The sequence below is a fragment of the Streptomyces sp. NPDC001822 genome, from assembly GCF_042892135.1.
Taxonomy (GTDB): Bacteria; Actinomycetota; Actinomycetes; order Streptomycetales; family Streptomycetaceae; genus Streptomyces.
The window spans coordinates 231,986-256,195 of the sequence record NZ_JBIATW010000004.1; the positions used below are offsets into that span (position 1 = coordinate 231,986).

23 protein-coding genes are annotated in these 24,210 nt (G+C 70.9%); 15 read left to right on the plus strand and 8 right to left on the minus strand.

Features of this window, described 5'->3' with window-relative positions:
* Window positions 1-10: 10 nt before the first annotated feature.
* Complete coding sequence (locus tag ACFYY2_RS11835; protein ID WP_388740570.1) at window positions 11-724, minus strand: serine hydrolase; 714 nt, start codon at window positions 722-724, stop codon at window positions 11-13.
* A 316-nt stretch (window positions 725-1,040) separates the two neighbouring features.
* On the opposite strand from ACFYY2_RS11835, the gene ACFYY2_RS11840 reads away from it, so the two are divergent.
* The gene (locus tag ACFYY2_RS11840; RefSeq protein ID WP_388740572.1) at window positions 1,041-1,805 is read left to right on the plus strand and encodes an SseB family protein; all 765 of its coding nucleotides are present in this window, start codon (window positions 1,041-1,043) and stop codon (window positions 1,803-1,805) included.
* A 112-nt stretch (window positions 1,806-1,917) separates the two neighbouring features.
* On the opposite strand, the gene ACFYY2_RS11845 is transcribed toward ACFYY2_RS11840, so the two are convergent.
* Window positions 1,918-2,283: a DUF1844 domain-containing protein gene (locus tag ACFYY2_RS11845; RefSeq protein WP_388740575.1), complete on the minus strand. Its 366-nt coding sequence runs from the start codon at window positions 2,281-2,283 to the stop codon at window positions 1,918-1,920.
* A gap of 338 nt (window positions 2,284-2,621) precedes the next feature.
* On the opposite strand from ACFYY2_RS11845, the gene infC reads away from it, so the two are divergent.
* The 9 genes from infC (at window position 2,622) to ACFYY2_RS11890 (ending at window position 12,548) form a co-directional block, all read left to right on the plus strand.
* On the plus strand, window positions 2,622-3,329 hold the full coding sequence (infC, locus tag ACFYY2_RS11850; protein WP_388740577.1) for a translation initiation factor IF-3: 708 nt from the start codon (window positions 2,622-2,624) through the stop codon (window positions 3,327-3,329).
* Window positions 3,330-3,449: 120 nt separating this feature from the next.
* A complete protein-coding gene (gene rpmI / locus ACFYY2_RS11855) occupies window positions 3,450-3,644 on the plus strand; it encodes a 50S ribosomal protein L35 (RefSeq protein WP_030918579.1) in 195 nt (64 codons plus the stop codon).
* Window positions 3,645-3,758: 114 nt separating this feature from the next.
* Window positions 3,759-4,142, plus strand: coding sequence for a 50S ribosomal protein L20 (gene rplT, locus ACFYY2_RS11860; RefSeq protein ID WP_007457565.1), 384 nt, complete (start codon window positions 3,759-3,761; stop codon window positions 4,140-4,142).
* A gap of 162 nt (window positions 4,143-4,304) precedes the next feature.
* Complete coding sequence (locus ACFYY2_RS11865; RefSeq protein ID WP_388740580.1) at window positions 4,305-5,144, plus strand: TrmH family RNA methyltransferase; 840 nt, start codon at window positions 4,305-4,307, stop codon at window positions 5,142-5,144.
* Between the two features lie 144 nt (window positions 5,145-5,288).
* Window positions 5,289-6,452: an ATP-binding protein gene (locus ACFYY2_RS11870; protein WP_388740583.1), complete on the plus strand. Its 1,164-nt coding sequence runs from the start codon at window positions 5,289-5,291 to the stop codon at window positions 6,450-6,452.
* A gap of 144 nt (window positions 6,453-6,596) precedes the next feature.
* The gene (pheS, locus tag ACFYY2_RS11875; protein WP_388740586.1) at window positions 6,597-7,724 is read left to right on the plus strand and encodes a phenylalanine--tRNA ligase subunit alpha; all 1,128 of its coding nucleotides are present in this window, start codon (window positions 6,597-6,599) and stop codon (window positions 7,722-7,724) included.
* Complete coding sequence (gene pheT, locus ACFYY2_RS11880; protein WP_388740588.1) at window positions 7,724-10,234, plus strand: phenylalanine--tRNA ligase subunit beta; 2,511 nt, start codon at window positions 7,724-7,726, stop codon at window positions 10,232-10,234. Before pheS ends, pheT begins: the two co-directional genes overlap by 1 nt.
* Before the next feature lie 355 nt (window positions 10,235-10,589).
* The gene (locus tag ACFYY2_RS11885; RefSeq protein WP_388740591.1) at window positions 10,590-11,930 is read left to right on the plus strand and encodes a transcriptional regulator; all 1,341 of its coding nucleotides are present in this window, start codon (window positions 10,590-10,592) and stop codon (window positions 11,928-11,930) included.
* An 87-nt stretch (window positions 11,931-12,017) separates the two neighbouring features.
* A complete protein-coding gene (locus ACFYY2_RS11890; RefSeq protein WP_388740593.1) occupies window positions 12,018-12,548 on the plus strand; it encodes an NUDIX domain-containing protein in 531 nt (176 codons plus the stop codon).
* A 94-nt stretch (window positions 12,549-12,642) separates the two neighbouring features.
* Here the strand turns inward: ACFYY2_RS11890 and ACFYY2_RS11895 are convergent, their stop codons facing one another.
* The 6 genes from ACFYY2_RS11895 to ACFYY2_RS11920 all read right to left on the minus strand — a co-directional run bounded on the left by ACFYY2_RS11895 (window position 12,643) and on the right by ACFYY2_RS11920 (window position 18,967).
* Entirely contained in the window at window positions 12,643-13,404 is a 762-nt protein-coding gene (locus tag ACFYY2_RS11895) for an isocitrate lyase/phosphoenolpyruvate mutase family protein (RefSeq protein ID WP_388740596.1), read from the minus strand.
* Window positions 13,405-13,572: 168 nt separating this feature from the next.
* On the minus strand, window positions 13,573-15,153 hold the full coding sequence (locus ACFYY2_RS11900) for an ABC transporter substrate-binding protein (protein WP_388740598.1): 1,581 nt from the start codon (window positions 15,151-15,153) through the stop codon (window positions 13,573-13,575).
* A 526-nt stretch (window positions 15,154-15,679) separates the two neighbouring features.
* A complete protein-coding gene (locus tag ACFYY2_RS11905) occupies window positions 15,680-16,513 on the minus strand; it encodes an energy-coupling factor ABC transporter ATP-binding protein (protein WP_388740601.1) in 834 nt (277 codons plus the stop codon).
* Window positions 16,510-17,379 carry an energy-coupling factor ABC transporter ATP-binding protein gene (locus tag ACFYY2_RS11910; protein ID WP_388740604.1) on the minus strand — a complete coding sequence of 290 codons (870 nt, stop codon included), beginning with the start codon at window positions 17,377-17,379 and terminating at the stop codon, window positions 16,510-16,512. The genes ACFYY2_RS11905 and ACFYY2_RS11910 overlap by 4 nt, the downstream gene beginning before the upstream one ends.
* Window positions 17,376-18,161 carry an energy-coupling factor transporter transmembrane component T family protein gene (locus tag ACFYY2_RS11915; RefSeq protein WP_388740606.1) on the minus strand — a complete coding sequence of 262 codons (786 nt, stop codon included), beginning with the start codon at window positions 18,159-18,161 and terminating at the stop codon, window positions 17,376-17,378. The genes ACFYY2_RS11910 and ACFYY2_RS11915 overlap by 4 nt, the downstream gene beginning before the upstream one ends.
* Entirely contained in the window at window positions 18,158-18,967 is an 810-nt protein-coding gene (locus ACFYY2_RS11920) for a hypothetical protein (protein ID WP_388740609.1), read from the minus strand. Before ACFYY2_RS11920 ends, ACFYY2_RS11915 begins: the two co-directional genes overlap by 4 nt.
* 292 nt (window positions 18,968-19,259) lie before the next feature.
* Here ACFYY2_RS11920 and ACFYY2_RS11925 point away from each other — a divergent pair, with 292 nt between their 5' ends.
* The 5 genes from ACFYY2_RS11925 to ACFYY2_RS11945 are packed head-to-tail and all read left to right on the plus strand — an operon-like array spanning window position 19,260 to window position 24,208.
* On the plus strand, window positions 19,260-20,252 hold the full coding sequence (locus tag ACFYY2_RS11925) for a thymidylate synthase (RefSeq protein WP_388740612.1): 993 nt from the start codon (window positions 19,260-19,262) through the stop codon (window positions 20,250-20,252).
* A 23-nt stretch (window positions 20,253-20,275) separates the two neighbouring features.
* Window positions 20,276-22,132, plus strand: a complete 1,857-nt coding sequence (locus ACFYY2_RS11930) for a B12-binding domain-containing radical SAM protein (RefSeq protein ID WP_388740614.1) — start codon at window positions 20,276-20,278, stop codon at window positions 22,130-22,132.
* The gene (locus tag ACFYY2_RS11935) at window positions 22,129-22,851 is read left to right on the plus strand and encodes a hypothetical protein (protein ID WP_388740617.1); all 723 of its coding nucleotides are present in this window, start codon (window positions 22,129-22,131) and stop codon (window positions 22,849-22,851) included. The genes ACFYY2_RS11930 and ACFYY2_RS11935 overlap by 4 nt, the downstream gene beginning before the upstream one ends.
* Window positions 22,848-23,660 (plus strand): HAD family hydrolase, encoded by an 813-nt coding sequence (locus ACFYY2_RS11940; RefSeq protein ID WP_388740620.1) that lies wholly within the window; start codon window positions 22,848-22,850, stop codon window positions 23,658-23,660. Before ACFYY2_RS11935 ends, ACFYY2_RS11940 begins: the two co-directional genes overlap by 4 nt.
* Entirely contained in the window at window positions 23,657-24,208 is a 552-nt protein-coding gene (locus tag ACFYY2_RS11945) for a hypothetical protein (protein WP_388740622.1), read from the plus strand. The genes ACFYY2_RS11940 and ACFYY2_RS11945 overlap by 4 nt, the downstream gene beginning before the upstream one ends.
* Window positions 24,209-24,210 lie beyond the last annotated feature (2 nt).

Below are 24,210 nucleotides of genomic sequence, written 5' to 3' on the forward strand. Positions count from 1 at the left end.
AGCGCCGGAGTCAGCGTGACGCGGCCACCGCACCCATCACCCCGGCCGCGGCCTTCGCGACGGACTCCACGACGGCGACGCCCGCCTCCTTCGTCGCGTGCCCCCGCGACAGCACCGCCACCAGCAGGGTGTGACCGCCGCTCGCCACCCGCCCGATGCTGTTGACGTCCCACAGCCCCGTCGTCGTGCGCGGCATCCAGCCGTTCTTCAGCGCCCAGTCCGTGCCCGCCGCGGACACCCCCCACTCCTGGTCCGCCTCGACCCCCTCCATGAGCTCCGCCAGATACGCCCGAGAGCCCGCCGACAGCTCCGAGTCCGCACCGAAGACCGCCTCCAGCAGCCGCACCTGGTCGGCGGCCGTCGTCTGGGTCAGGCCCCACGCGTGGGCGGCCTTCGTCGCGGTCAGCCCCAGCCGCCCGTGGGCCGCGTCGAGCGCCTCCTCCCCACCGATCACCCTGAGCAGCCCGGTGGCCGAGGTGTTGTCGCTGCGCCGGATCATGGCCTCCGCGTACGCCAGCTCCGCGCCGTTCAGCTTCCGCCCCTCGTCCTGCGCACGCAGCAGGAGCGCCGCCAGGATGCCGACCTTGACGATGCTGGCGGTGTCGTACGCCTCGTCCCCGTACGCGGCACGCTCGCCGCTCTCCGTGTCCAGCACGGCCACCGACACGTCGGCACCGTCCGCCAGGGGCGCCAGCGCGCCGGCCAGCTCCGCGTCGAGATCCACGTCGGGCTCCTCGCTCCGGCCCGACCCGGCCGGCGGGCTCGACGCGGACGATACGGCGGCCACCGGGGCGGCCGCGTCATCCGGCGGACGACCCACCGGGCACGCACCTCCCGCGGTGGAACCGGCCGGCGGGCCGGCTGAGCGGGCCGGGTGGCCGGACAGCGCGTCGCCCCCGCACCTGTTCGGGCGCGACCAGGACCGGGGGACCGCCGGCCCGTGCGCTCCGTCACGGGACGGCCCCCGGGCGGCGCGGCAGGCGGCAGCCCGGGCCCGACCTGTCGCCGAGGCGGGACGACCGACCCACTAGGCTCGTCGTGTGGCGCTCAAGAACATCCCGGACTCCGGCTTCTCCGACGACGACGGCTCGGCCTCGCCCGAACTGGCGGCGGCCCTCGCCGCCTGGGCCGAGGACCGGACGGCCGTCGGCCCCGTCCTCGCGGCACTCCGCGGCGCCCGGCTCCTCGTGCCGGTCGTCGCCGTGCTGGGGGAGGTCGAGGAGGGACACGAAGACCACGGGAAGGGCGCCGACGGGCGCCGGGGGGCCGGGCTGCGCCGCGAGAAGACCAGCGACATGGCCGTGCCGACGCTGCAGGCCGGTGACCGGCGCGCCCTGCCCGCCTTCACCTCCACCGCCTCGCTCGCCCTCTGGGACGCCGGGGCACGCCCCGTCGCCGTGCCCCTGCACCAGGCGCTGCAGGCCGCCGCGCACGAGAAGGCCGACACCGTGGTGCTCGACCTGGCGGGACCGGTCGCCTTCGAGCTGACCGGCCCGGCGCTCCTGGCTCTGGCCGAGAACAGGACCAGCACGGATCCGCTCGACGACCCCGCCGTGGTCGGCGCGGTGCGGGAGGCCGTCGTCGCCGAGCCCACGGTGCTCCGGGCGCACCTCGGCCCCGGGCGGGCCGACGGCACCCTGGCCCTCGTCCTCGCCCCGGACGCGGTGGCGGCCGAAGCCGCGCGCCGCGTCGCCGACGCGCTGTCCGCGAGTGAGGTCCTGCGCGCCCGGCTGGTGCGCGGGCTCGACCTGGCGCTGCTGCCCGCCGGCGCCGAGGCCCCCGGCGAACCGCTGTTCATCCGCTGACGCACATGAGCCCGCCGCCTGTCGGACAGGCGGCGGGCTCATGTGCGGCGCGCGGACGGCCGGGCGCGGGATTGCCGGACGGGAGGTCCTCGAAGGCCCTCCCGTACAGCCCTCAGCCGTAGACGGGGCCCGTGTACTTCTCGCCGGGGCCCTGGCCGGGCTCGTCCGGTACGAGGGACGCCTCACGGAAGGCGAGCTGGAGCGACTTCAGTCCGTCGCGCAGCGGCGAGGCGTGGAAGGTGCTGATCTCGGTGGCGCTCGCGTCGAGCAGCCCGGCCAGCGCGTGGACCAGCTTGCGGGCCTCGTCGAGGTCCTTGTGCTGCTCGCCCTCCTCGGTCAGGCCGAGCTTCACCGCCGCCGCGCTCATCAGGTTGACCGCCACGGTCACGATCACCTCGACCGCGGGGACCTCCGCGATGTCGCGGGCCATGTCGTCGAAGCCGGGGTTGTCGGTGCTGGGGGAGGTCGTGTCGCTCATGCCCACACGATAAGGCCAGGCCGTGCGCGTCCTTCCCGCGGGAGCCGCCGGGGGACGGATTAGCGCCCGCGCGACCGGGCTGCTAGTCTTGTATCACGACCGGCCGGACACCTATGTGCTCGGCCCACAAGTGGAGGCTCCGATCTCCCACCCGACCGTCCTCACGGATGGCGGGTCACCGGTCTGGTGGCGACCATCGTTCCGTACGGACGATGGAGCTGCCCGATGCGCCCCGCGGTAGACGCGGCGGTGTTCCGGTATGTGCCTGGAGCCCCGCCTGTGTCCCGTCCGGGGCTTTTCTGCTTTCCCGGCTCGGTTGGTCTCACAGAAGACGTTACGTGGCTGTCCGCCAGGCGGTCGCGTGGTGCTACCGAGGAGGATCCATCAGCGCCGAGCCCCGCATCAACGACCGGATTCGCGTTCCCGAGGTGCGACTTGTCGGTCCCAGCGGCGAGCAGGTCGGGATTGTTCCGCTTGCCAAGGCCCTGGAGCTCGCACAGGAGTACGACCTCGACCTGGTCGAGGTGGCGGCGACAGCCCGTCCCCCCGTGTGCAAGCTCATGGACTACGGGAAGTTCAAGTACGAGTCGGCCATGAAGGCCCGTGAGGCGCGCAAGAACCAGGCGCACACGGTCATCAAGGAGATGAAGCTCCGGCCGAAGATCGACCCGCACGACTACGACACCAAGAAGGGTCACGTCGTCCGGTTCCTCAAGCAGGGGGACAAGGTCAAGATCACGATCATGTTCCGCGGTCGTGAGCAGTCCCGTCCCGAGCTGGGCTTCCGACTGCTCCAGCGTCTCGCTTCGGACGTCGAGGACCTCGGCTTCATCGAGTCGAACCCGAAGCAGGACGGCCGGAACATGATCATGGTTCTGGGCCCGCACAAGAAGAAGACCGAAGCCATGGCCGAGGCCCGTGAGGCCCAGGCCGCCCGCAAGGCGGAGCGCCAGGGGTCCACCCCCGGCGCCGAGTCCGAGGGTGACACCGCTGAGGCCCCGGCCGCAGCGGCCGAGGCTCCGGCCGAGACACCTTCCGAGTCGTGACCTCCGGGGGCCGCCATCCAGGCGCCCCCGGGTCCCTCGGGAACCACCCAAAGATCTGACGCCCCTGCATTCCGGTGCCCGCACCGCGAGGGGCGCCACTGACGAGGAGATAACGGCGCTATGCCGAAGAACAAGACGCACAGCGGTGCCAGCAAGCGCTTCAAGATCACCGGCTCCGGCAAGGTGCTCCGTGAGAAGGCCGGCAAGCGCCACCTGCTCGAGCACAAGTCGTCCAAGAAGACCCGCTCGCTGACCGGCACGGTCGTCGTGGCTCCGGCCGACGCCAAGAAGATCAAGAAGCTTCTCGGCAAGTGAGGCCGCGGCCTCCGGTCCAACCGGAGGCGCGACCTCGATCCGACCGGGACCAATTCGTTTCCGGGCTTGGTGAGTCGACAACGTGATTCCCAGCCCCGCTGCAAGGAGTTAAAAGTGGCACGCGTCAAGCGGGCAGTAAACGCCCACAAGAAGCGCCGGGCGATCCTCGAGGCCGCCAAGGGTTACCGCGGTCAGCGTTCGCGCCTGTACCGCAAGGCCAAGGAGCAGGTCACCCACTCCCTGGTCTACAACTACAACGACCGCAAGAAGCGCAAGGGCGACTTCCGTCAGCTCTGGATCCAGCGCATCAACGCGGCCGCCCGCCAGAACGGCATGACGTACAACCGCCTCATCCAGGGTCTGAAGGCCGCCAACATCGAGGTGGACCGCAAGATCCTGGCCGAGCTCGCGGTCAACGACGCCAACGCGTTCGCCGCCCTCGTCGAGGTCGCCCAGAAGGCCCTCCCGAGCGACGTCAACGCCCCGAAGGCCGCCTGATCCAGGCAGTACTTCGAACGTTCCAGCGTTTCGAGCCGGACCCGCAGGCGTGTGCCGTCTGCGGGTCCGGTGCGTTCCACCACGTGTCGCGTACGCCGCCGGCCGTACCCGCGGAGACGTACGCGGAGAAGCCGCACCACGCAGAGAGGCCCGCCGCCGACCATGGGCACCCCCGAACTGATCTCCGCGCGATCGCCGCGAATCGCCGCCGCACGCCGGCTGGCCAGGCGTAATTTCCGCGGCAAGGAGCGCAGGTTCATCGCCGAGGGGCCGCAGGCCGTGCGGGAGGCGGCCGCGCACCGCGGCGGCGACGGCCGGCCCACGCTGACCGAGCTCTTCGCCACCGTCGAGGCGGCCGAGCGCTACGCCGACATCATCGGCGCCGCCCGCGACGCCGGAGCCCGGGTGAGCCTCGCGGACGCCGACGTGCTCGCCGACGTCTCGCAGACCGTCACCCCGCAGGGCCTGATCGGCGTCTGCCACTTCCTGGACTCGCCCTTCGCGGACGTCCTCGCCGCGAAGCCCACCCTGGTCGCCGTCCTCGCGAACGTGCGCGACCCCGGGAACGCGGGCACGGTCCTGCGCTGCGCGGACGCCGCGGGTGCGGACGCCGTCGTCCTCACCGACGCCTCCGTCGACCTCTACAACCCCAAGTCGGTACGGGCCTCGGTCGGCTCCCTCTTCCACCTTCCGGTGGCCGTCGGCGTCCCCGTGGAGCAGGCGGTCCGGGGCCTGCGGGACGCCGGTGTGCGCATCCTGGCGGCGGACGGCGCGGGCGACAGGGACCTCGACGACGAACTCGACGCCGGCACGATGGGCGTCCCCACCGCCTGGGTGTTCGGCAACGAGGCCTGGGGTCTTCCGGAGGAGACGCGCGCCCTGGCCGACGCGGTCGTCAGGGTGCCGATCCACGGGAAGGCCGAGAGCCTCAATCTCGCCACCGCCGCAGCCGTGTGCCTCTACGCCTCGGCCCGCGCCCAGCGCCCGCGCCGCACCGTCTGAGAGCCCCGCCGGCCGGGACCCCGCCGCCCGATACCGGCCACAGGCGCCGGTGCGCCGCCGCAGGGTGTCGCTCGTCCGCCGACGCCTAGTAGGGTGACGAACTCGGGGGCCCACTGCACCGGTTCGAGAGGTGGGGTACGGGATATGGCTGTCGGTACGAGCGGGTCGCGAGCGGCACACACGCCCCCCGCGCGCGCCCTGACCGACGGGGCCGGCGAGGACCCGGCCACCGGGGGTTCCGCCCTGGGCGTCCACCCGGACGACCTGCCCGACGGCCTCGTCGTCGCCGACGGTGCCGGACGCGTCATCTGCTTCAACGCGGCCGCCGCCCGGATCACCGCCACGCCCGCCGCCACCGCCATCGGACTGCCGCTGGAGCAGGCCCTGCCCCTCGAGGACCTCAAGGGACGCCGCTGGTGGGCCCTGACCGATCCGTACCACGGGCTCTCCACGCGGACCGGCCAGCCCGAGCACAACCTGCTGCTGCCCGGTGGCCGCGAGGTCCTCGTGTCCGCCCGCTATGTGCGCGAGAGCCCCACCGGGCCCGTCCGCCGGCTCGTCGTCTCACTGCGCGGCACCGAGGCCCGGCGCCGCACCGAGCTCAGCCACGCCGAGCTGATCGCCACCGTCGCGCACGAACTGCGCTCCCCGCTCACCTCGGTCAAGGGCTTCACCGCGACACTGCTGGCCAAGTGGGAGCGGTTCACCGACGACCAGAAGCGCCTCATGCTGGAGACCGTCGACGCGGACGCCAACCGTGTCACACGGCTCATCGCCGAGCTCCTCGACATCTCCCGGATCGACTCCGGACGGCTGGAACTGCGCCGCCAGCCCGTGGACGTCTCCGCGGCCGTCGAACGCCACATCCAGGCACACACCGCGAACGGCCAGGCGCCCGACCGCTTCCTCGTGCACACCCGCCATCCGCTGCCCATGCTCTGGGCCGACCCCGACAAGGTCGACCAGGTCCTCGGCAACCTCCTCGAAAACGCGGTGCGCCACGGCGAGGGAACGGTCACAATCGAGATCGCCCCTGCGCCCGCACCGGCGAAGAGCGACGAGAGCGGAACGGCAGTCACCGTGAGCGACGAAGGCCCCGGCATCCCGGAGGAGTCGATGGCCCGCGTCTTCACCCGTTTCTGGCGGGGGAGCAAGCGGGGCGGGACCGGCCTGGGCCTCTACATCGTCAAGGGCATCGTCGAGGCGCACGGCGGGACGATCACCGTCGCCCGCGGGCCCGGCGGCGGAGCCGAGTTCCGATTTATCCTGCCCGTGAGCGCGCCGGCCTACCTGTCCCAGGGGGCCTGAGCGGCCCACGGGCTCCCTCGCAGTCCCGCGGACCGTAGACTCGACCTTTGGCACCTTTGCGTCCTCGGTCGTCGAGCGGGGACCGCGAAGTCCGGGGTGTCCCCGGTTCAGCGCAGTATCAGCCAATCGGAAGCACGGGAAGAGATGTCGGCACCGAACAAGTCGTACGACCCAGTCGAGGTCGAGGCACTGAAACCGGAAGAGATCGAGCGCATGCGGGACGAGGCGTTCGCCGCCTTCGCCGCCGCCGGCGACCTCGACGCGCTCGCCCAGGCGAAGACGGCGCACACCGGTGGTACCTCCCCCCTGTCGCTCGCCAACCGCGAGATCGGCGCGCTGCCCCCGCAGGCCAAGGCCGAGGCGGGCAAGCGCGTGGGCCAGGCCCGCGGCGCCGTCTCCAAGGCGCTGGCCGCCCGGCAGACCGAGCTGGAGGCCGAGCGTGACGCCCGGGTGCTCGTCGAGGAGGCCGTGGACGTCACGCTGCCCTACGACCGCACCCCGGCCGGCGCGCGCCACCCCCTGACGACCATCATGGAGCGCGTCGCCGACGTCTTCGTGGCCATGGGCTACGAGATCGCCGAAGGCCCCGAGGTCGAGGCGGAGTGGTTCAACTTCGACGCCCTGAACTTCGTGCCGGACCACCCGGCACGCCAGATGCAGGACACCTTCTTCGTCCGGGGCGCGGACGGCGCCAGGAACGACGAGTCCGGTGTCGTGCTGCGGACGCACACCTCGCCCGTCCAGGCGCGCTCGCTGCTCAGCCGCAAGCCCCCGGTCTACGTGGTCTGCCCGGGCCGGGTCTACCGCACCGACGAGCTCGACGCCACGCACACCCCGGTCTTCCACCAGATCGAGCTGCTCGCCGTCGACGAGGGCCTCACCATGGCCGACCTCAAGGGCACCCTCGACCACATGGTCCAGGCGCTCTTCGGCCCGGAGGTGAGTACCCGGCTGCGGCCGAACTTCTTCCCGTTCACCGAGCCGTCCGCCGAGATGGACATGGTCTGCTACGTCTGCCACGGCGAGTCCGTCGGCAACCCCGACCGCCCCTGCCGCACCTGCGGCAGCGAGGGCTGGATCGAGCTCGGCGGCTGCGGCATGGTCAACCCGAAGGTGCTCGTCGCCTGCGGTGTGGACCCCGAGAAGTACAGCGGATTCGCCTTCGGGTTCGGCATCGAGCGGATGCTCATGTTCCGCCACAACGTAGAGGACATGCGAGACATGGTCGAGGGTGACGTCCGGTTCACCCGGCCGTTCGGGATGGAGATCTGATGCGCGTCCCGCTTTCCTGGCTGCGGGAGTACGTCGACCTGCCGGCGACGGAATCCGGCCGTGACGTACAGGCCAAGCTCGTCACCGTCGGTCTCGAGGTCGAGGCCGTGGAGCAGACCGGCGCCGGGCTCAAGGGCCCCCTCGTCGTCGGACAGGTACTGACCATCGAGGAGCTGGAGGGCTTCAAGAAGCCCATCCGCTTCTGCACCGTGGACGTCGGCGACGCCAACGGCACCGGCGAGCCGCAGGAGATCGTCTGCGGCGCCCGCAACTTCGCCGTCGGCGACAAGGTGGTCGTGGTCCTCCCGGGCGCCGTGCTGCCCGGTGACTTCGCGATCGCCGCGCGCAAGACGTACGGCAAGACGTCGCACGGCATGATCTGCTCCACCGACGAGCTCGGCATGGGCGACGACGGCACGCACGGCATCATCGTGCTGCCGCCGGAGTTCGAGCCCGGCACCGACGCGATCGAGCTTCTGGAGCTCGTCGACGAGGTCCTCGACATCGCCGTCACGCCGGACCGCGGCTACTGCCTGTCGATGCGCGGTGTCGCCCGCGAGACCGCCATCGCCTACGGGCTGCCGCTGCGCGACCCGGCGCTCCTGGACGTCCCCCCGCCCAACGCGCACGGCTACCCGGTGAAGGTGTCCGACCCGATCGGCTGCAGCAACTTCACCGCGCGCACCGTCACGGGCCTGCGGCCCGAGGCGCGCTCCCCGATCTGGATGCAGCGCAGGCTGCAGAAGGCCGGGATGCGCACCGTCTCGCTCGCGGTCGACATCACGAACTACGTGATGCTGGAGCTCGGCCAGCCGCTGCACGCCTACGACCGCAGCCGGGTCAACGGCGCGATCGGCGTGCGCCGCGCCCAGCAGGGCGAGAAGCTCACCACGCTCGACGGCGCCAAGCGCGTCCTGGACGCCCAGGACCTCGTCATCACCGACGACCGCGGGCCGATCGGCCTCGCGGGCGTCATGGGCGGCGCCGACACGGAGATCGCGGACACGGCCGAGGAGGCCGGGACCACCGAGGTCGTCATCGAGGCCGCGCACTTCGACGCGATCACCATCGCGCGGACCGCACGCCGCCACAAGCTGAGCTCCGAGGCGTCGAAGCGCTTCGAGCGCGGCGTCGACCCGCAGGCCGCGGCCGCCGCCGCGCAGCGCACCGTCGACCTGCTGGTCCTCCTTGCGGGCGGCACGGCCGAGGCGGGCGTCACCGAGATCACCGCACCGTCCGCGCCCCGCACCATCGCGATGCCCGCGAGCCACCCCGACCGGGTGGCGGGGGTCGCGTACGGCCGCGAGACCGTCGTACGCCGCCTCCAGGAGGTCGGCTGCGACGTCTACGGGCAGGACGATCTCATCGTCACCGTGCCGTCCTGGCGTCCGGACCTCTCCGCGCCGAACGACCTCGCCGAAGAGGTCATCCGGCTGGAGGGGTACGAGAACCTCCCGTCCACGCTGCCGACGCCGCCCTCCGGGCGCGGGCTCACCGACCGCCAGCGGCTGCACCGCCGCATCGGCCGGGCGCTCGCCGGTGCCGGTTACGTCGAGGCGCTGAACTACCCGTTCATCGGTGCGGCCGTCCTCGACCAGCTCGGACTGGAGCAGGACGACGACCGCCGCCGCACGGTCGACCTCGTCAACCCGCTCTCCGACGAGGAGCCGGCGCTGCGCACGACGCTGCTGCCGGGACTGCTCGGCGCACTGCGGCGCAACGACGGCCGCGGCAGCCACGACCTGGCGCTCTTCGAGACCGGGCTGGTCTTCAGGCCCACCGGTGAGGAGACGAAGGCCGTCCGGCTCCCCGTCGACCGCCGGCCGACCGACGAGGAGATCGCCGGACTGGACGCCACGCTGCCGCGCCAGCCCCGCCGTGCCGCCGTCGTCCTCGCGGGCGCCCGCGAGCAGGCCGGCTGGTGGGGCGACGGCCGTCCGTCCGGCTGGGCGGACTCCGTCGAGGCGGCCCGCACGATCGCCCGCGAGGCGGGCGTCGAGGTGACGGTCCGCGCCGACCGCCACGCCCCGTGGCACCCCGGCCGCTGCGCCGCCCTGTACGTCACGGTCGACGGCCGGGAGACGCTCTTCGGGCACGCGGGCGAACTGCACCCGCGGGTCGTCAAGGAGCTCCACCTGCCCGAGCGGACCTGTGCCATGGAGGTCGAGCTCGACGTCCTGGAGCAGGCCGTCGACGGTGCGCTCCAGGCTCCCCGGATCTCCACCTTCCCGGTGGCGACCCAGGACGTCGCCCTCGTCGTCGCCGCGGACGTGCCCGCCGACGCGGTCGAGAAGGCCCTGCGCGAAGGCGCCGGCGACCTGCTCGAATCGCTGCGCCTGTTCGACGTGTTCACCGGCGAGCAGATCGGTGAGGGTCACAAGTCCCTGGCGTACGCGCTGCGGTTCCGTGCCCCGGACCGCACGCTCACGGTCGAGGAGGCCACCGCGGCCCGCGACACGGCGGTCGCCCTGGCCGCCGAGCGCACCGGCGCGGTGCTGCGCGGCGCCTAGGCACCCATGTGGAGAGGGGCGTGTCCGGCCACCGGACACGCCCCTCTCCGTTCTCGCGGGACGGCCCGGTGACCGCACACGGGCCCGGCTGTCATCGGGGCAGTGGGCTGTGCGGTCCGGCGCCGTCCGTGCCGCCACGGAGTGTCGGGCAGGCCGGCGGACGAACGGCGCGGGTGCGGGTCGTCGAACTGTACGAGGGGGAGCCGACGACCCGGCCGCCTCTTGCGAGGCACTCATTCAAGCGAGCGGTGATCCGGCGCGGCAGAGTGCACAGGGGGACGGTTCGGGCATTCCGTTCACACCCCGTGTGAATCGTGCTCCACTAGGCTCATCGCGACGCGCACATGGGGGGGCAATGGAGCCCAACGTCCTGCTCGAATCCCTGATCGACGAGGCGGGTGTGTCCCGGGCGGGACTCGCCGGTCACGTCAACCAGGCCGGCCGCGCCCGCGGGCTGTCCCTGCGGTACGAACACACGGCGGTCGCCCGCTGGCTCAAGGGCCAGCGTCCCCGCGGCCAGGTCCCCGACCTGCTGTGCGAGGTCCTCGGCCGCCGTCTGCGGCGGCCGGTCACGCTCGACGACATCGGCATGGGCATCTCCGGGGCGTACACCGCGCCACACGGGGGCGGGCTCCCCGGCTTCGTCGAGCACGCGACCGCCCTGTGGCGTTCCGACGACCAGCAGCGCCCGGACCTCGCGGCGGTGCCGGCCGTCACGGGCACGACGGCGGTGATGCCCGTGTGGGAGTGGGAGAACCCGCCCGAGGACACGGACGTGTCCCGTCCCGGGCCCTCACGGGTGAGCATGGCCGACATAGCGATGCTCCGGGCCGCCCGCGCCCACTACGAACAGATGTACAGAAAAGCGGGAGGCATGGCGACCAGGTCCCGGGTCGTGGGGTTCCTCAACGCCGAGACCGCTCCGCTGCTGCGCGGCGGCTACAGCGACGCGACCGGCCGCCGGCTGCACCGCGCGACCGCCGGGCTGGTGGCTCTCGCCGGCATCTGCGCGTACGACTCGGACGCCCACGGGCTGGCCCAGCGCTACTTCCACCAGGCCCTGCGCCTGGCCAAGGCCAGCGGGGACCGGGGCCTCGGCGGTTATGTCATCGCGCTCCTCGTGAACCAGTCGCTGTACCTGGCCGACTTCCGCCGGTCCGTCGCCTTCGCCGAAGCCGCCCTGAGGGCGGCGGGACCGCACATCACCCCGGCGCTCGCCGCCGACCTGCGCGCCATGCAGGCCAAGGCCTACGCACAACTGGGCGACCACCGGGGCTCCCTGGAGTGCATCCGCCGGGCCGAGGCCCAGGCCGGCCGCATCGGGACGGGCAGCGAGCCGGACGAGACGGGTTACGTCCAGCCCGGCCTGGTCAACGTCCAGGTGGCCGAGGCGCTGCTGAACCTGGGCGATGTCGTCGGAGCCCGGGAGCACGCCGCCGCGGCCGTACGCTCTCCGGCGCACGACCGCGGGACGGTGCACAGGCTGGCCATGCTCAGCCACCTGGAACTGCTGCAGGGCGAGGCGGACCGGGCGGCCGGCACCGCGTGCGAAATGGCCGAACGCGCCCGTGGCATGGACTCGCAGCGGCTCCGGGACCGGATGCGGTCCGTCCGTGAACATCTGGCCGCGAGCGGCAGCGCCGCGGCCGAAGCGGCGGCCGACGTCATCGAAGGGGCGCTGCGCGTGCCTCTGTGAGCCGTGCGCCGGAGGTCTCCGCACGTTCCCCCGCGAGCCGGAGCCTGCTCGGATGTTGCCATCGACCAGTCGGAAGGTGGCAGAACTGTGCAGTGGACGAACTTAAATGAGCAGACCGTGTACGAGAACCCCTGGTTCCGGGTCAATCTGGCGGATGTCGAACTCCCCGACGGCCGACACCTGGACCACTTCCTCATCCGGCTCCGGGCCGTCGCCGCGGCGACGGTCGTCAACGAGGCGAACGAGGTCCTGCTCCTGTGGCGGCACCGCTTCATCACCGACAGCTGGGGCTGGGAGCTCGCCGCCGGCGTGGTCGAGGACGGCGAGGACATCGCCGCCGCGGCCGCACGGGAGATGGAGGAGGAGACCGGCTGGCGCCCGGGCGAACTGCTCCCGCTGATGACGGTGGAGCCGGCCGGCGGCCTCATCGACGCGCGGCACCACCTCTTCTGGTCCCGCGAGGCGACGTACACCGGTCATCCGGCGGACGCCTTCGAGTCCTCGCGCCGTGAGTGGATCCCGCTCAAGCTCGTGCCGGACATGATCGCGCGCGGTGAGATACCGGCGGCCGGCATGGCTGCCGGGCTGATGATGCTCCATCACATGCTGCTGGGCTGAGGGCGTGTACCCGTGCGGCGGGTCGACCGGACCGGCAGGCCCGCCGCGCTTCCGCGTGCGACGGAACGGCCGGCCCGCCGCACGGGTAGGGCCGTCAGGGCGCCCAGGGCTTGAGCATGTCCTTCATGGCGTCCGTCATCGCGAACTGCAGGAGCGGGCCGTAGGTGATCCGGCCGACGCCGAGGCGGCGGAAGCGTTCGAGGTCGTGCTTGACGGGATGGGCCGTCGAGTTCACGGGGACGCCGACGGCGCCGGTCACGGCCGTGAGCAGGTCGTCGTCGTCCTGGATGGTCACCGGGTAGACGCTGTCGGCACCCGCCTGCTCCAGGGCCCGCAGCCGCTCGATCGCCTCGTCCAGGACGTCGGAGGCCTTGTCCGCGTGCAGGAAGAGGTCGGTACGCCCGTTGATCCAGACCGGGATGCCCGCCTTGTCGGCCGCCGCACGCAGGGCGGCGATGTAGCTTGCGTGCTCCTGCGTGCTGCGCAGGCGGCCGCCCTCGGAGTGCACGGTGTCCTCGATGTTGAGGCCGACGCCTCCGGCCTCGGTGAGGCCCGCGATCAGGTCCGCGGGGTCCTCGCCGTATCCGGCCTCCAGATCCACGGAGACGGGGACGTCGACCGCCGCGATGATGGGCCTGACGGCGTCGATCACCTCCGCGAAGGTCTGCCCCTCGTGATCGGCGGCACCACGGGAGTCGGCGAGCGGGTGGCTCCCGATGGTCAGCGCGGGGAACCCGGCGCCGACTGCCGTGCGCGCCGACCAGACGTCCCATACGGTCGGCAGCACGAGCGGCCTGTTCTCGGCGTGCAGCTGCTTGAAGCGTTGAGCGCGCTCAACGGTGGTACCAGAGTTCATGGCGCACACGCTACCCCTGCGGCCTCGCACTCGACCTGCCCCAGGGGTGCTTCGCGCCGGGGCGCGCATCCCGCGGGCCGCCGCCCCTCACCGAAGAGGCGGCCCGGCCGGCGTCCGGGCTTCGTCAGCCCTCGCGCCGGCGGGCCCGGTTCGGTCCTCGCGCCCGGTTCAGCCGCGGCCGAGTTCCCAGAGCTGGAGCACCGAAGAGGAATTGATGGCGTAGGCGATGCCCGTGACGTCGCGTCGTGCGGCGACGTACTGCTTGCCCTGCCAGAGGGGCAGGATGGGCACGTCTTCGGCGACGGTGTCCTGGATCTTGGCCAGGGGAGTCGCGGCCGCGGACCGGTCCGCCTCGCGCCGGGTCTGCGGGATCAGCGAGCGCTGGATGGTCGTGTTCGAGTAGGGCAGGCCGAGGAAGTTGTCCTTGTCGAGGAAGGGGGCGACGAAGTTGTCCGCGTCCGGGAAGTCCGGGAACCAGCCCATCCCGAAGACGTCGTACTCGCCCTTCTGCTCGGCGGGCCTGAACGTCGCCCAGGGGTGGCCCTGAATGGTGACGTCGAAGAGACCGCTGTCGTTGAGCTGCTTGCGCAGCTCCTCGAACTCCTGCTTCGTGGCGGATCCGTAGTGGTCCGTCGTGTAATGCAGCGTCAGTTTCAGCGGGGTATTGACTCCGGCTCCGGTCAGCAGGGCCTTCGCCTTGGCTTTGCTCGGCTCCCCGTACTTGTTGAAGAAGGAGTTGGTGTGACCGGTGACGAACGCCGGGACCAACGAGTACAGCGAATCGGCCTGCACGCTGTAGACGTTGGCGACCAGTTCGTCGCGGTCGATGATCTGGGCGACTGCCTGGCGGACCGCCTTGTCCTTCAGGGTCGAGGCGGTGGTGTTGAAGGCGAGGTAGCGAATCTCCAGACCGGGAAGGTCCACGAGCTCGACGTTCTTGTCCGTTCCCGCGTCCAGTCCGTCGATCTGTGACGGCGACATCGTGCGGATCATGACATCGACCTTGCCGCTGTCGATAGCGGCCCCCATGGCGTCTGAGTCCTTGTGGACGCGCAGCACGACCTTGTCGTTGTTCACCTTGAGGCTTCCGCGGTAGCGGGGATTCCTCGCGTAGGTGATGCCGGTGATCGCATTGTTCCGGACGTCGGCCTTGAAGGTGTAAGGGCCGGAGCCGTCCACATCGAAGCCGTCACGCAGGCTCTTCCGGTCGTATTCCTTGGGGTTGACGATGCTCGCGACCGGTGTCGTCAGTTTGTAGGGGAAAGTGGCGTCGGCCGTCTTGAGGTGGAAGATGACCTCGCGACTCCCCTTCGTCTCGATCGTGTCAATGGTGTTCAGCAGGGCGGCGACACCCGTGTCGGCATTGATGTTGAGGGACCGTTCGATGGAGCTCTTCACATCGGTGGCCGTGATCGGGGCCCCGTCGGAGAATTGCAGGCCCTTGCGCAGTGTGCACGCGTAGCGTTCATTCCCCTTGTCCGTGAAGAGACAGTTCTCCGCGGCCTCCGGAACCGGTTCACCCTGTCCCTTGGGCTGAACCATCAAGGTCTGCATCGTCTGCCGCAGAAGGTTCCAGGTGCTGGTGTCATACGTGTACGCGGGGTCGAGCGGCGCCGGGGCGTCCTTCGTGGCGACGAACTGGTCGGTGGTGGCGACGACTATGGATACGCCCTCTTCCTTGCCACAGGCGGAAAGAGCTGGAGAGAGCAGGCTGACCGCAGCTGCAAGCACCAGAAGTTTGCGGTTCATGGGAGTTTCTCCAGTAATCGATGCGGCCGCATACCTGGCACGCACAGTGGTGGGTCAGCGTGTCGTCATAGCGGCAGTGCTATCGACCGGCCCTGATGTTCGGCAAGTGGGTGCTCACAATGAACACGTGGTTGCGCCCCGGTGGTTCGGCGCAGTCGAATGTCGGCCGTCCCTGGAGTTTCGCACGCACAACAAACACTTGATGTGTCAATTTTATGAGGGGTGTGTGTGCACTGTCAATGTTTGCCCGGCCGTCCGGCATACCCAGCCAGACGCCGCCGTAAGGGAGTTATGGGGATTAACCACTCCGGACCGCGGAGGCCCCCAGGGCTGCCACGCCTCGGGCCGCCGCGGCCTCCCCGCTGTACCGGAGCCCCGTGACCGGATACCTGACGCACCCGGCTCCCACGAGCTGTCGTCGTCGGCTCGTCACCGCCGTCGCACTGCCGCCGCGCTTCAGGAGGACGACGGCGCCGCGCCCGGTCCAAGGAGGTGTGCCGAGTTCGTTGGACCGGGGCGCGTCGTGTCAGGGGGCGGTGGACACCACCGGCGCGGGGCCGGCCCCGGGGGTGAGGTGTTCCAGGAAGCCCGCCACGGTCGACACCGGCACCTCCCATCCCAGGCGCCGGCCGAGCCGGGTCATCTGGGGTAGTTCGAAAGCCTGGCCGGCCGTATCCGCGGCCTGCGCCAGCCAGCGGTCGACCGGCCCGTCCCAGGAGATCCTGCCTTCCTCCAGGACGATCACACGGTCGAAGTGCTCGGCGCAGAAGTCCATGTCGTGAGTGATGGCCAGTACGGTCCGGCCGGCTGCCCCGAGGTCGTCGACCAGCTTCCCCAGCAGGACCACCGACGCATGGTCCTGCCCGGTCGTCGGCTCGTCCAGGACGACGACCGGGGTGTCCATGGCCAGGACGGAGGCCAGGGCGACCCGTTTGCGTTCGCCGAGCGACAGGTGGTGGGGATGGGTGTCGCGCGACTGCGCCAGCCCCGTCCTCCGCAGGGCGGACTCGACCAGCTCCTTACGTCGCGCGGGGGCGAAGCGGAGGTTGCGCGGGCCGAACTCCACCTCCTTGGTGACGCTTGCCGCGTGGAGCTGGTCGTCCGGATTCTGGAACACGAAGCCGACGGTGCGGGCGAGTTCGGCGATGCCGAGCCCGTCGGTCCGCCGCCCCGCGATCTCGATGAATCCGGAGGCCGGGCGTTCGATGCCGACGAGGTGACGGGCGAGGGTGCTCTTGCCCGCGCCGTTGGGGCCGACGATCGCCACGCGTTCGCCGGCCGCGAGGGACAAGGACACCTCGTCCAGTGCCGTGGTCCCGTTGGGGTAACGGAACGTCAGGGACTCGATCCGTACGATCATCGCCGGTCTCCTCGGTCGAGGTGGGTCACCGGCGCGCCGAATCCCTCGGCGGCGGCGTCGAGCGTGACCGGCAGATGCCTGGCGTCCGGCCAGAGCCCCCTGGCCGCGGCCCGGCGCGCGGCCACGGTGTAGCGCAGTGGCGCGACCCCCCATTCCTCCAGCCGCTCGTCCGCCAGTACCTCGCCGGGTGAGCCCTTCGCCACGATCGTGCCCCCGTCGAGGACGAGGACGTGGTCGGCGGCGCGGGCCAGGCGCTCCATCCGGTGTTCGATCAACAGGGTGGTGATGCCCTGCTCCTTGAGGGTGCCGAGCGCTTCGAAGACCAGCGCGCTCCCGGCCGCGTCCAGCTGCGAGGTCGGCTCGTCGAGGACCATGACGGTCGGACGCATGACCAGGACGGACCCGATGGCCAGCAGTTGCTGCTGTCCGCCCGAGAGTTCGTACGGGGAGCGGTCGCGCACCTTGGTGAGCCCGAGGTCGTGCAGGACGGTGTCGACCCGGGACGCCATCTCGTCCCGGTGCACACCCATGTTCTCCAGACCGAAGGCGATCTCCTCGCGTACGGAGAAGCGGGCGCCTGATATCTGGTTGAACGGATTCTGCATGACCAGCCCGACCTCGCCCACCAGTCCGGACAGCGAGGTATCGGCGAGATCCCGGCCGTTGACCTGGACCAGCCCTTCCGTCGTGCCCCCGGTGAGATGGGGAATGGTGCCGCTCACCACGCCGGCCAAGGTGCTCTTGCCCGCGCCGCTCGCGCCGACCACGGCGCAGAGTTCGTGCGGCCCGACGTCGAACCCGATGTCGTGGAGGGCCGGACGGGAGCCGGTCGGATAGGTGAAGGAGAAACCCTTGATTTCGATCAACGCATTACTCCCCACACGTTCACGGTGACCGCGGCCACGGCACAGAGCATCATCGCGGCGCGCGCGCTCCGCTGCGCCGTGCTGTCAGGAACCGTGATGAGGCTCGTCGGGCGCCGGGTGGCGCCGAAGCCCCGGGTCTCCATGGCGGCGGCGCGCTCGCCCACGTCGGTGAAGGCGCCGAGGATCAGCGGCCCCACCAGGGGCACGAGGGCGCGCGCCCGGCCGCGCAGACCGTGGATCACCTGGCCGCGTGCCTGCTGTGCGTGGAGGATCCGCGTGGCGCGCCGGCTGAGTGTCGGCACGATCTGCAGTGCCGCCGACACGATGTAGATGAGACTCGGCGACACATTGCGCTCGCTCAGTGCGCTCATGAGGGTCGCGGCGTGCGTGGAAAGGAGCAGCAGGAAGAATCCGCCCATCAGCACCAGGATGTGCAGCGCCGTAAGGAGGGCGTAGGCGACCCCCTCGCTCTTGAGTTCCAGCGGGCCGAATCGGGCGATGACGTCATGTGCTTCGGGAAAGAAGAAGCCTTGGACCACAAAGAGTATTGCGGCGACCGGAACCCAGAACGTGGCGAGCATGAGCAGGAATCTGCGTAACACCTTTGCGGCGATCGCGGCCGGAAGGATGAGGGCGCAGAACAGCAGTAGGGGCCACCGGTAATCCACGACGGCAAAAGCGCAGACGGTCACGGTGACGGCGAAGGTCAATTTGGTCAGGGGGCTGAGCCGGTGGACAAGTGAATCGCCTGTCGCGTGGGGGCTGTCCCGCACGGTGCTCACCCCGCCCTCACCGGGTCGGGCCGGGGTGCCAGGACGTGCCGGTCCCGGACGAAGGGGAAGCGGTGCAGGAAGCCTGGTGGCAGCCCTTTCAGGATGGCCATCGCCAGCACCACCGTCAGGGCCTTGTCCAGGGGGTCCGCCACCAGTCCTTGCAGGGTGGCGGCCTTGAGCATCCCGTTGCCGAACGCCTGGAAGGTCGCGATCAGGGCCGACTGGCCCACCGATCCGCCGGCGTTCCCGAAGACGAAGGCGGTGATGGGTGCTGAGATGACGCCCGCGACCACACCGATCAAGCCACCGGCGAGCACCGCCGTGGGCAGCCGTCGGAACAGCCCCGCACGTGCCAGCATGCCGGCGGTGAAGCCGATCATGGCCGCCGTCACGGCGTACGGCAGGGCACCGGGTGTGATGGTCATGCCGACGATGACGCTGGCAAGGGCCCCGGTCGCGGCGCCCGCGGCAGGTCCCGCTACGACTCCCACCAGCACGGTCCCGATGGAATCGAGCTGCAGGGGGAGACCGCTGAAGTAGACGATCTTGCCCATGACGATGTTCACCGTGATCGCCACGGGCAGCAGGGCCACGGTGGTGGCGGGCAGGCGGGCCACGGCGCCGGAGACGATCAGCAGGGCGCCGAGCGTGTAACCCACCAGCGCCAGCAGCGCGATCGGGCCGCCCACGCCGTGCTCCGATGCGGGGCGTAAGGCGATGAGCCCCGCGTAGGTCACGAGCACCACGCCCGTGCCCCACCCGATGCGCCATCGCTCATCCAGCCATGACGGTGCGGAGCGGCTGAATCCAGCCATTGTTTGACCCCATTCCCCCGACAGTGAGGTAGCTACGGGAAATTCAAGCGCGCACACTAGCAGGGGCTCTCCCGTGGATGTCAATGGCGAAAACGAATCCGCCGATTCCGATGCCTCGCAGGTCGTGACAGTTCCAAAATGCCGTGCACCAGGGCCGGTTGACAACGATGAACGGCTGGTGTGGGATCGATCGGTCAGGTGATCAAGGGACCACGATGCTTTGTCCGAATTGCGCGAGGTGAGCTTTCGCGCGCCGCCCTCGCGCACATTTCACATTTAAGGGGAATGCGGCATGGATGTTTTCCATTCTTTTGCCAATTCGTATACGTCCGGTCTGCAGGCCGTCCTGGACGAGGGGAACGACGTCCCGTCCGTCCGCGACCCGCTCTCGAAGGCCTCGGACTTCGGCCGGAACGACCGCCCTTACCGTGAGCTGATCGCTCACCGCAGCACGGTCGAGGACCCCACTTCCTGTCTCGCGGTCACCCCGCACCTGCCGGTGAACCTCGCGTACTGCTTCGGGCTCCTCGCCTGGTCGCTCGACGGGCGCAACGACGTGGAGACGCCCGCGTACTACCGCCGCGGCGCCCACGAGTACTCGGACGACCAGCACACGCTCAGCGGAGCCTTCGGCCACCGGCTGGTCACGGCCAACGGCAACCAGCTGGAAGAGGTCGTCGGCCGCATCGAGCGCGACCCCGCCCACCGGCGGGCCTTCGCCCTCGTCCTGGAGCCGCAGGACAACTTCCGCCAGTCGCGGGAGTACCCGTGCGCCGTGGGCGTGCACCTCTTCCTGCGGGACGGGGCCCTCATCTGGCTCACCGTGATGCGCGCCCAGCAGGCGCTGACCGTCCTGCCCTACGACGCCTTTCTCTTCATGGGCATGCAGCAGTACGCCGCCGGTCTGCTCGGGGTACCCGCGGGCCGGTACATCCACCAGTCCGGCACCTTCCACTTCTACGACAACGAGAGCGCGCTCGCCCGGAAGATCGTGGGCGACCCGGTGGTACCGGCCTCCCTGCCGGCCTTCCCCACCACCCCGGACGGCGCCCGCGAAGCGGCGCGTGAACTCGTCGACCTCGAATCCCGGCTGCGTCTGGCCGCCCAGGCGCAGGACACCGCCACCGTGGACGCGATCGCCGGGACCCCGGCCGCCACCGACTACGCGGACGTCGCCCGGGCCTGCCTGGCCACCCACGCCTACCGCAAACTCGGCGACACCACCTCCCTGGTCACCAGCCGGGCGGCCGGCACCGCCGTCGCCGATCTGATCGCCGCCATCTGATCGCAGGAAGCGCAGGGCCCTCCGTGATACTGACGCTTCGTCCACCCCTGGAAGAACGATGTCCGGCCCCACCCGCCCCGTCGGTCCTGGCCGGCCGTCTCGCCGGCCGGCGAGAACTCTTCGAGGGTGCCGCCGGCACCTCCGGCACCGACCGCTACCACTTCCCGATCATGGCCGCCCTGGTCCCCGTCGCCACGAGCCGCGGCGGGGAGGTCGCCTACCCCGGCGATCCCATGTGCCTCTACTCGGCGCTCTCGCTCACCGTCGAACGCTCCGTCGCCCGCCTGGAACGCGGGCTCGCCCCCCAGCCGTCGCTGGACGACGTCGTCCCCGACTGGGGGCGCTACCCGGACGCCGCCTACCGCCGCTCCGAGGACGGCCCCCGCTCCGTGCTCATCGCGGACAGCCCCACCACCGACGGCCACGTCTTCGACCCGCGCATCTGGGACGACGTGGCCCGGCGGGCCTTCATCTCCGAACTCCAGGCGCTGCGCCCCAAGGTGCTGCTGCTCAGCTCGGTGTCGGCCGGCCACCGCTATGCGCTGGAGATGGCCGAACTGGCCAGGGAACACGCGCCGCACTGCTTGGTGGTCCTCGGGGGCAGGCACGCCGACGAGACCGTGCGCTACCAGCACGCCACCGGGACGGCCGACCTCTCCTGGAGCAGCACCGTGGAAGTCATCCGTGACGGCCGCGCCCTGCCCGTGGTCGACTTCGTGGTGGCGGGGGACGGAGCCCCCCTTCTCGACCTGCTGTTACGCGCGGTCGGACTCGTCGCCACCCCCGGTTTCGGCCCCACTCCCGTCGAGGAGGTCCTCGACGCGATCCCGCTCGTCGCCGCCCACGACGGGACGACGAAGGGCGTCGGCAGCATCGTCGGCCTCACGGCGGACGAGGCCGTGCTCGTCCCCGTGCGGGGAGAGCGCGTCAACGCGGCGCAACTCCCGTCTCCCTACGAAGCGTTCTCCGTCCGGGCCCGGTTCGGGATCTTCACCCGTGCGGGGAGTTCGACCCTGGGCAGCCGGACCGCGCACGTGATGACGCTGGACGCCTGCCCGTTCAAATGCACCTTCTGCTCCGAGAGCATCCAGGTGTCGCAGCGGCCCACGCGCTTCGCGGTGTCCGAGACCGAGCACGTCGCACAGCGCATCGGCCGGCTCGTCGACTGGGGAGCCGAGGCGGCCTTCTTCGACGACCCGGTCTTCTGGGGCGGCAACTGGAAGGCGATCACCGACTTCTGCCACGACCTGGCAGGCCTGCGCGAACGCAGGCCGGAGGTCCGGTCGTTCGAGTGGGGCGCCCAGCTCACCGTCGACGTCGTCCTCAACCGTGCCAAGGCGGACGAGGTCGGCGCTGCCCTCGACCTCATGAGGGAGAACGGCTGCACCTACATCTACATCGGCATCGAGAGCATGGCCCAGCAGGTCATGCGGAACGTCGGCAAGAACCTGCTGCGGCGCAATCCCGAAGCATGGGTGAGCAAGGTGCGCGAAGCCCTGACCACCATCAGGTCCCACGGGATCCGCGTCGGCAGCTCCGTCCTCTTCGGACTCGACGGCGAGGACCGGGGGACCATCGAGGAGACGATCGAGGAGATCGGCCGCCTCATCGACGACGGGCTGCTCATCATGGCCAGCCCGAACATCCTCACCTACCACCCCGGGACCGCCATCACCGCGGAGCACGGGCAGGACCGGCTCGACTACCACTCGCGGAAGGACAACCGGCCGCCCTACACGTACTTCGAGGAGGCCTACCCCGAGGTGGTCTCCCGCCTCCTGGACGAGGACGACATCTGGTTCATCCACGAGGCCTCGGCCAAGCGATGGGGCAGCACCCGCAACAGCGCCGCCGAGTCGGTGGCCTCCATCGGCGCATGACACACACCACCGAAGGGATCGCCTTGAAAGGCCATGTGCTGGACGTCGACGAACAGAGCTACTGGGGGCCGTACTACTCGTACTTCCCCGCGCTCGCCCGCTACATCCCGCTGGGCGAGTACGCCCGCCGGGTCCGGCCGAGGGCCTGCGTGCTCGGTGCCTCGGACGGCAAGTTCGCCCTTCCCCTGCTGCGCGCCGGCTGGGAGGTCGTCGGCGTGGAGACCGACGCGCTCTTCCTGAACGGGGGCGAGTTCGACCTCGTCGACGGCCACCACGAGGTCGTGGGCCTGCGGCAGAGACTGTCGTCGGAGGGCCTCACCGAGGCCTGCACCATCGTCGAGCAGGACTACATGACCCTCCCGGCCTCGGGAGACTTCCAGCTGGTGCTGGGCAGCGGCCTGTGGTCGATGCCCCCCAACCGGGCCCACACACTGGAAGCGCTCATCCACCACGCGATGGACATGGTCGCCCCGGGCGGCATCTTCTTCGGCGAGTACCTGATCGGGCTCAACGACGAGGAGCGCCGGTGCGGTTACTACCCGCCCCGGGAGGAGATGGACCGCATCGTCGACCGTCCCGGCTGGCAGCTCTTCGAGAACGCCGACCTCGGTATCCGGGGTGAGAGCCACCTCGGCTACGAGCAGTGGCACTACCACCGGTACGCCGCCGCCATCACGCACCGCATGCCGCTGCCCGCCACTCCCGAACCGTCCCCGTGACCTCGGCGGACACCGCACGCACCGGCGGGCGCCCCCACCTACCCGGGGGCGCCCGCCCCGCAGTCGTGGTCTCGGACCTGGACGGCACACTGCTGGACGCGGACCGCAAGGTCGGCGAACGCACCCGCCGGGCCCTCACCGCCGCCGTGGCCGGCGGTGTGCACCTGGTGCTCGCCACCGCACGGCCCGCGTGGTCGGCCCGGCAGGTGCTGGGGCCCCTGCGCGGACTGGGTGCTTCCCTCGTCTCCTCCAACGGAGCCGTCACCGGCGGCCTGGACGACCCCCGGCCGAGGCGGGTGCGCGCCATGGCCCCGGACCGGGTGCGCGAGGCGCTCGCCCTGCTCGGACCGGTCCCCTGGGCGGTCGACCGCCCCTCCGGGCGGCTGCTCGGGCCCGACTGGCCGGACATCCTCAGCAGTGGCGGGGAGGGAGCGCCCCGGGTGGCCGAGGTGCCGGACGACGAGGAGGTCCTGTGCCTGATGATCCGTCACGCCCGCCCCCCGTCGCCCGGCTTCCTCGCCCCCACCGGTCTCATCTGGACGTCCTCGGACGCGGGCCTCGTCGAGGTCTCGGCACCCGGGGCCGACAAACGGTCGGCCGTCTCCTGGCTGCTCGCCGGCCGGGGTCTCGACTGGAGCGCGGTCGTCGCCTTCGGCGACGCGCCCAACGACATGGCTCTTCTCGGCGCTGCGGCCACGGGCGTGGCGATGGCCAACGCCGCATCTGACGTACGGTCTTCGGCAACGGAACTGACGGATAATCATGATGAGTTCGGGGTGGCCAAGTGGCTGGAGAGGAACCTCCTGTGAACGAAGTGCACCCTCCCGGCGGACCGCCGGTGGGGAAAGTGTGGATAGTCGGCGGGCCGGGCTGCGGCAAGTCGACCCTCGCCGGGCTGCTCGCGGAGCCCGGCGCGCCCCTGGTCCGCCTGGACGCCCTGTTCTGGGGACCGGGCTGGACGCCGGTGCCGGAGGACACGTTCCTCGCGGAGATCCGGAAGGCGCTGGAGACCCGGGGCTGGGTGGTCGACGGCCAGTTCCCCGCCGCCGTCGCGGCCTTCGCGCACACCGCCGACTGCGTGGTCTGGGTCGACACGCCGCTGCGCGTCGCCTGGCCACGGCTGCTGCGCCGCACCCTGCGCCGCTGGATCCGCCGGGAGGAGCTGTGGGGCGGCACCCGGGAGACCTTGTGGACCGTCGTCGGTCCCCGGTCGATCCTCTGGTACGCCCTGAAGGTGCGGGCGGATCAACAGCGGGCCAACCTCGAACTGTTCGCGCGCCTGTCGGAGACCGGCGTGCGCCTCATCCGGTTCCGCGGCGGCGACGTACGGAACCTCGTCGGCCGGATCGCCCCGTGATC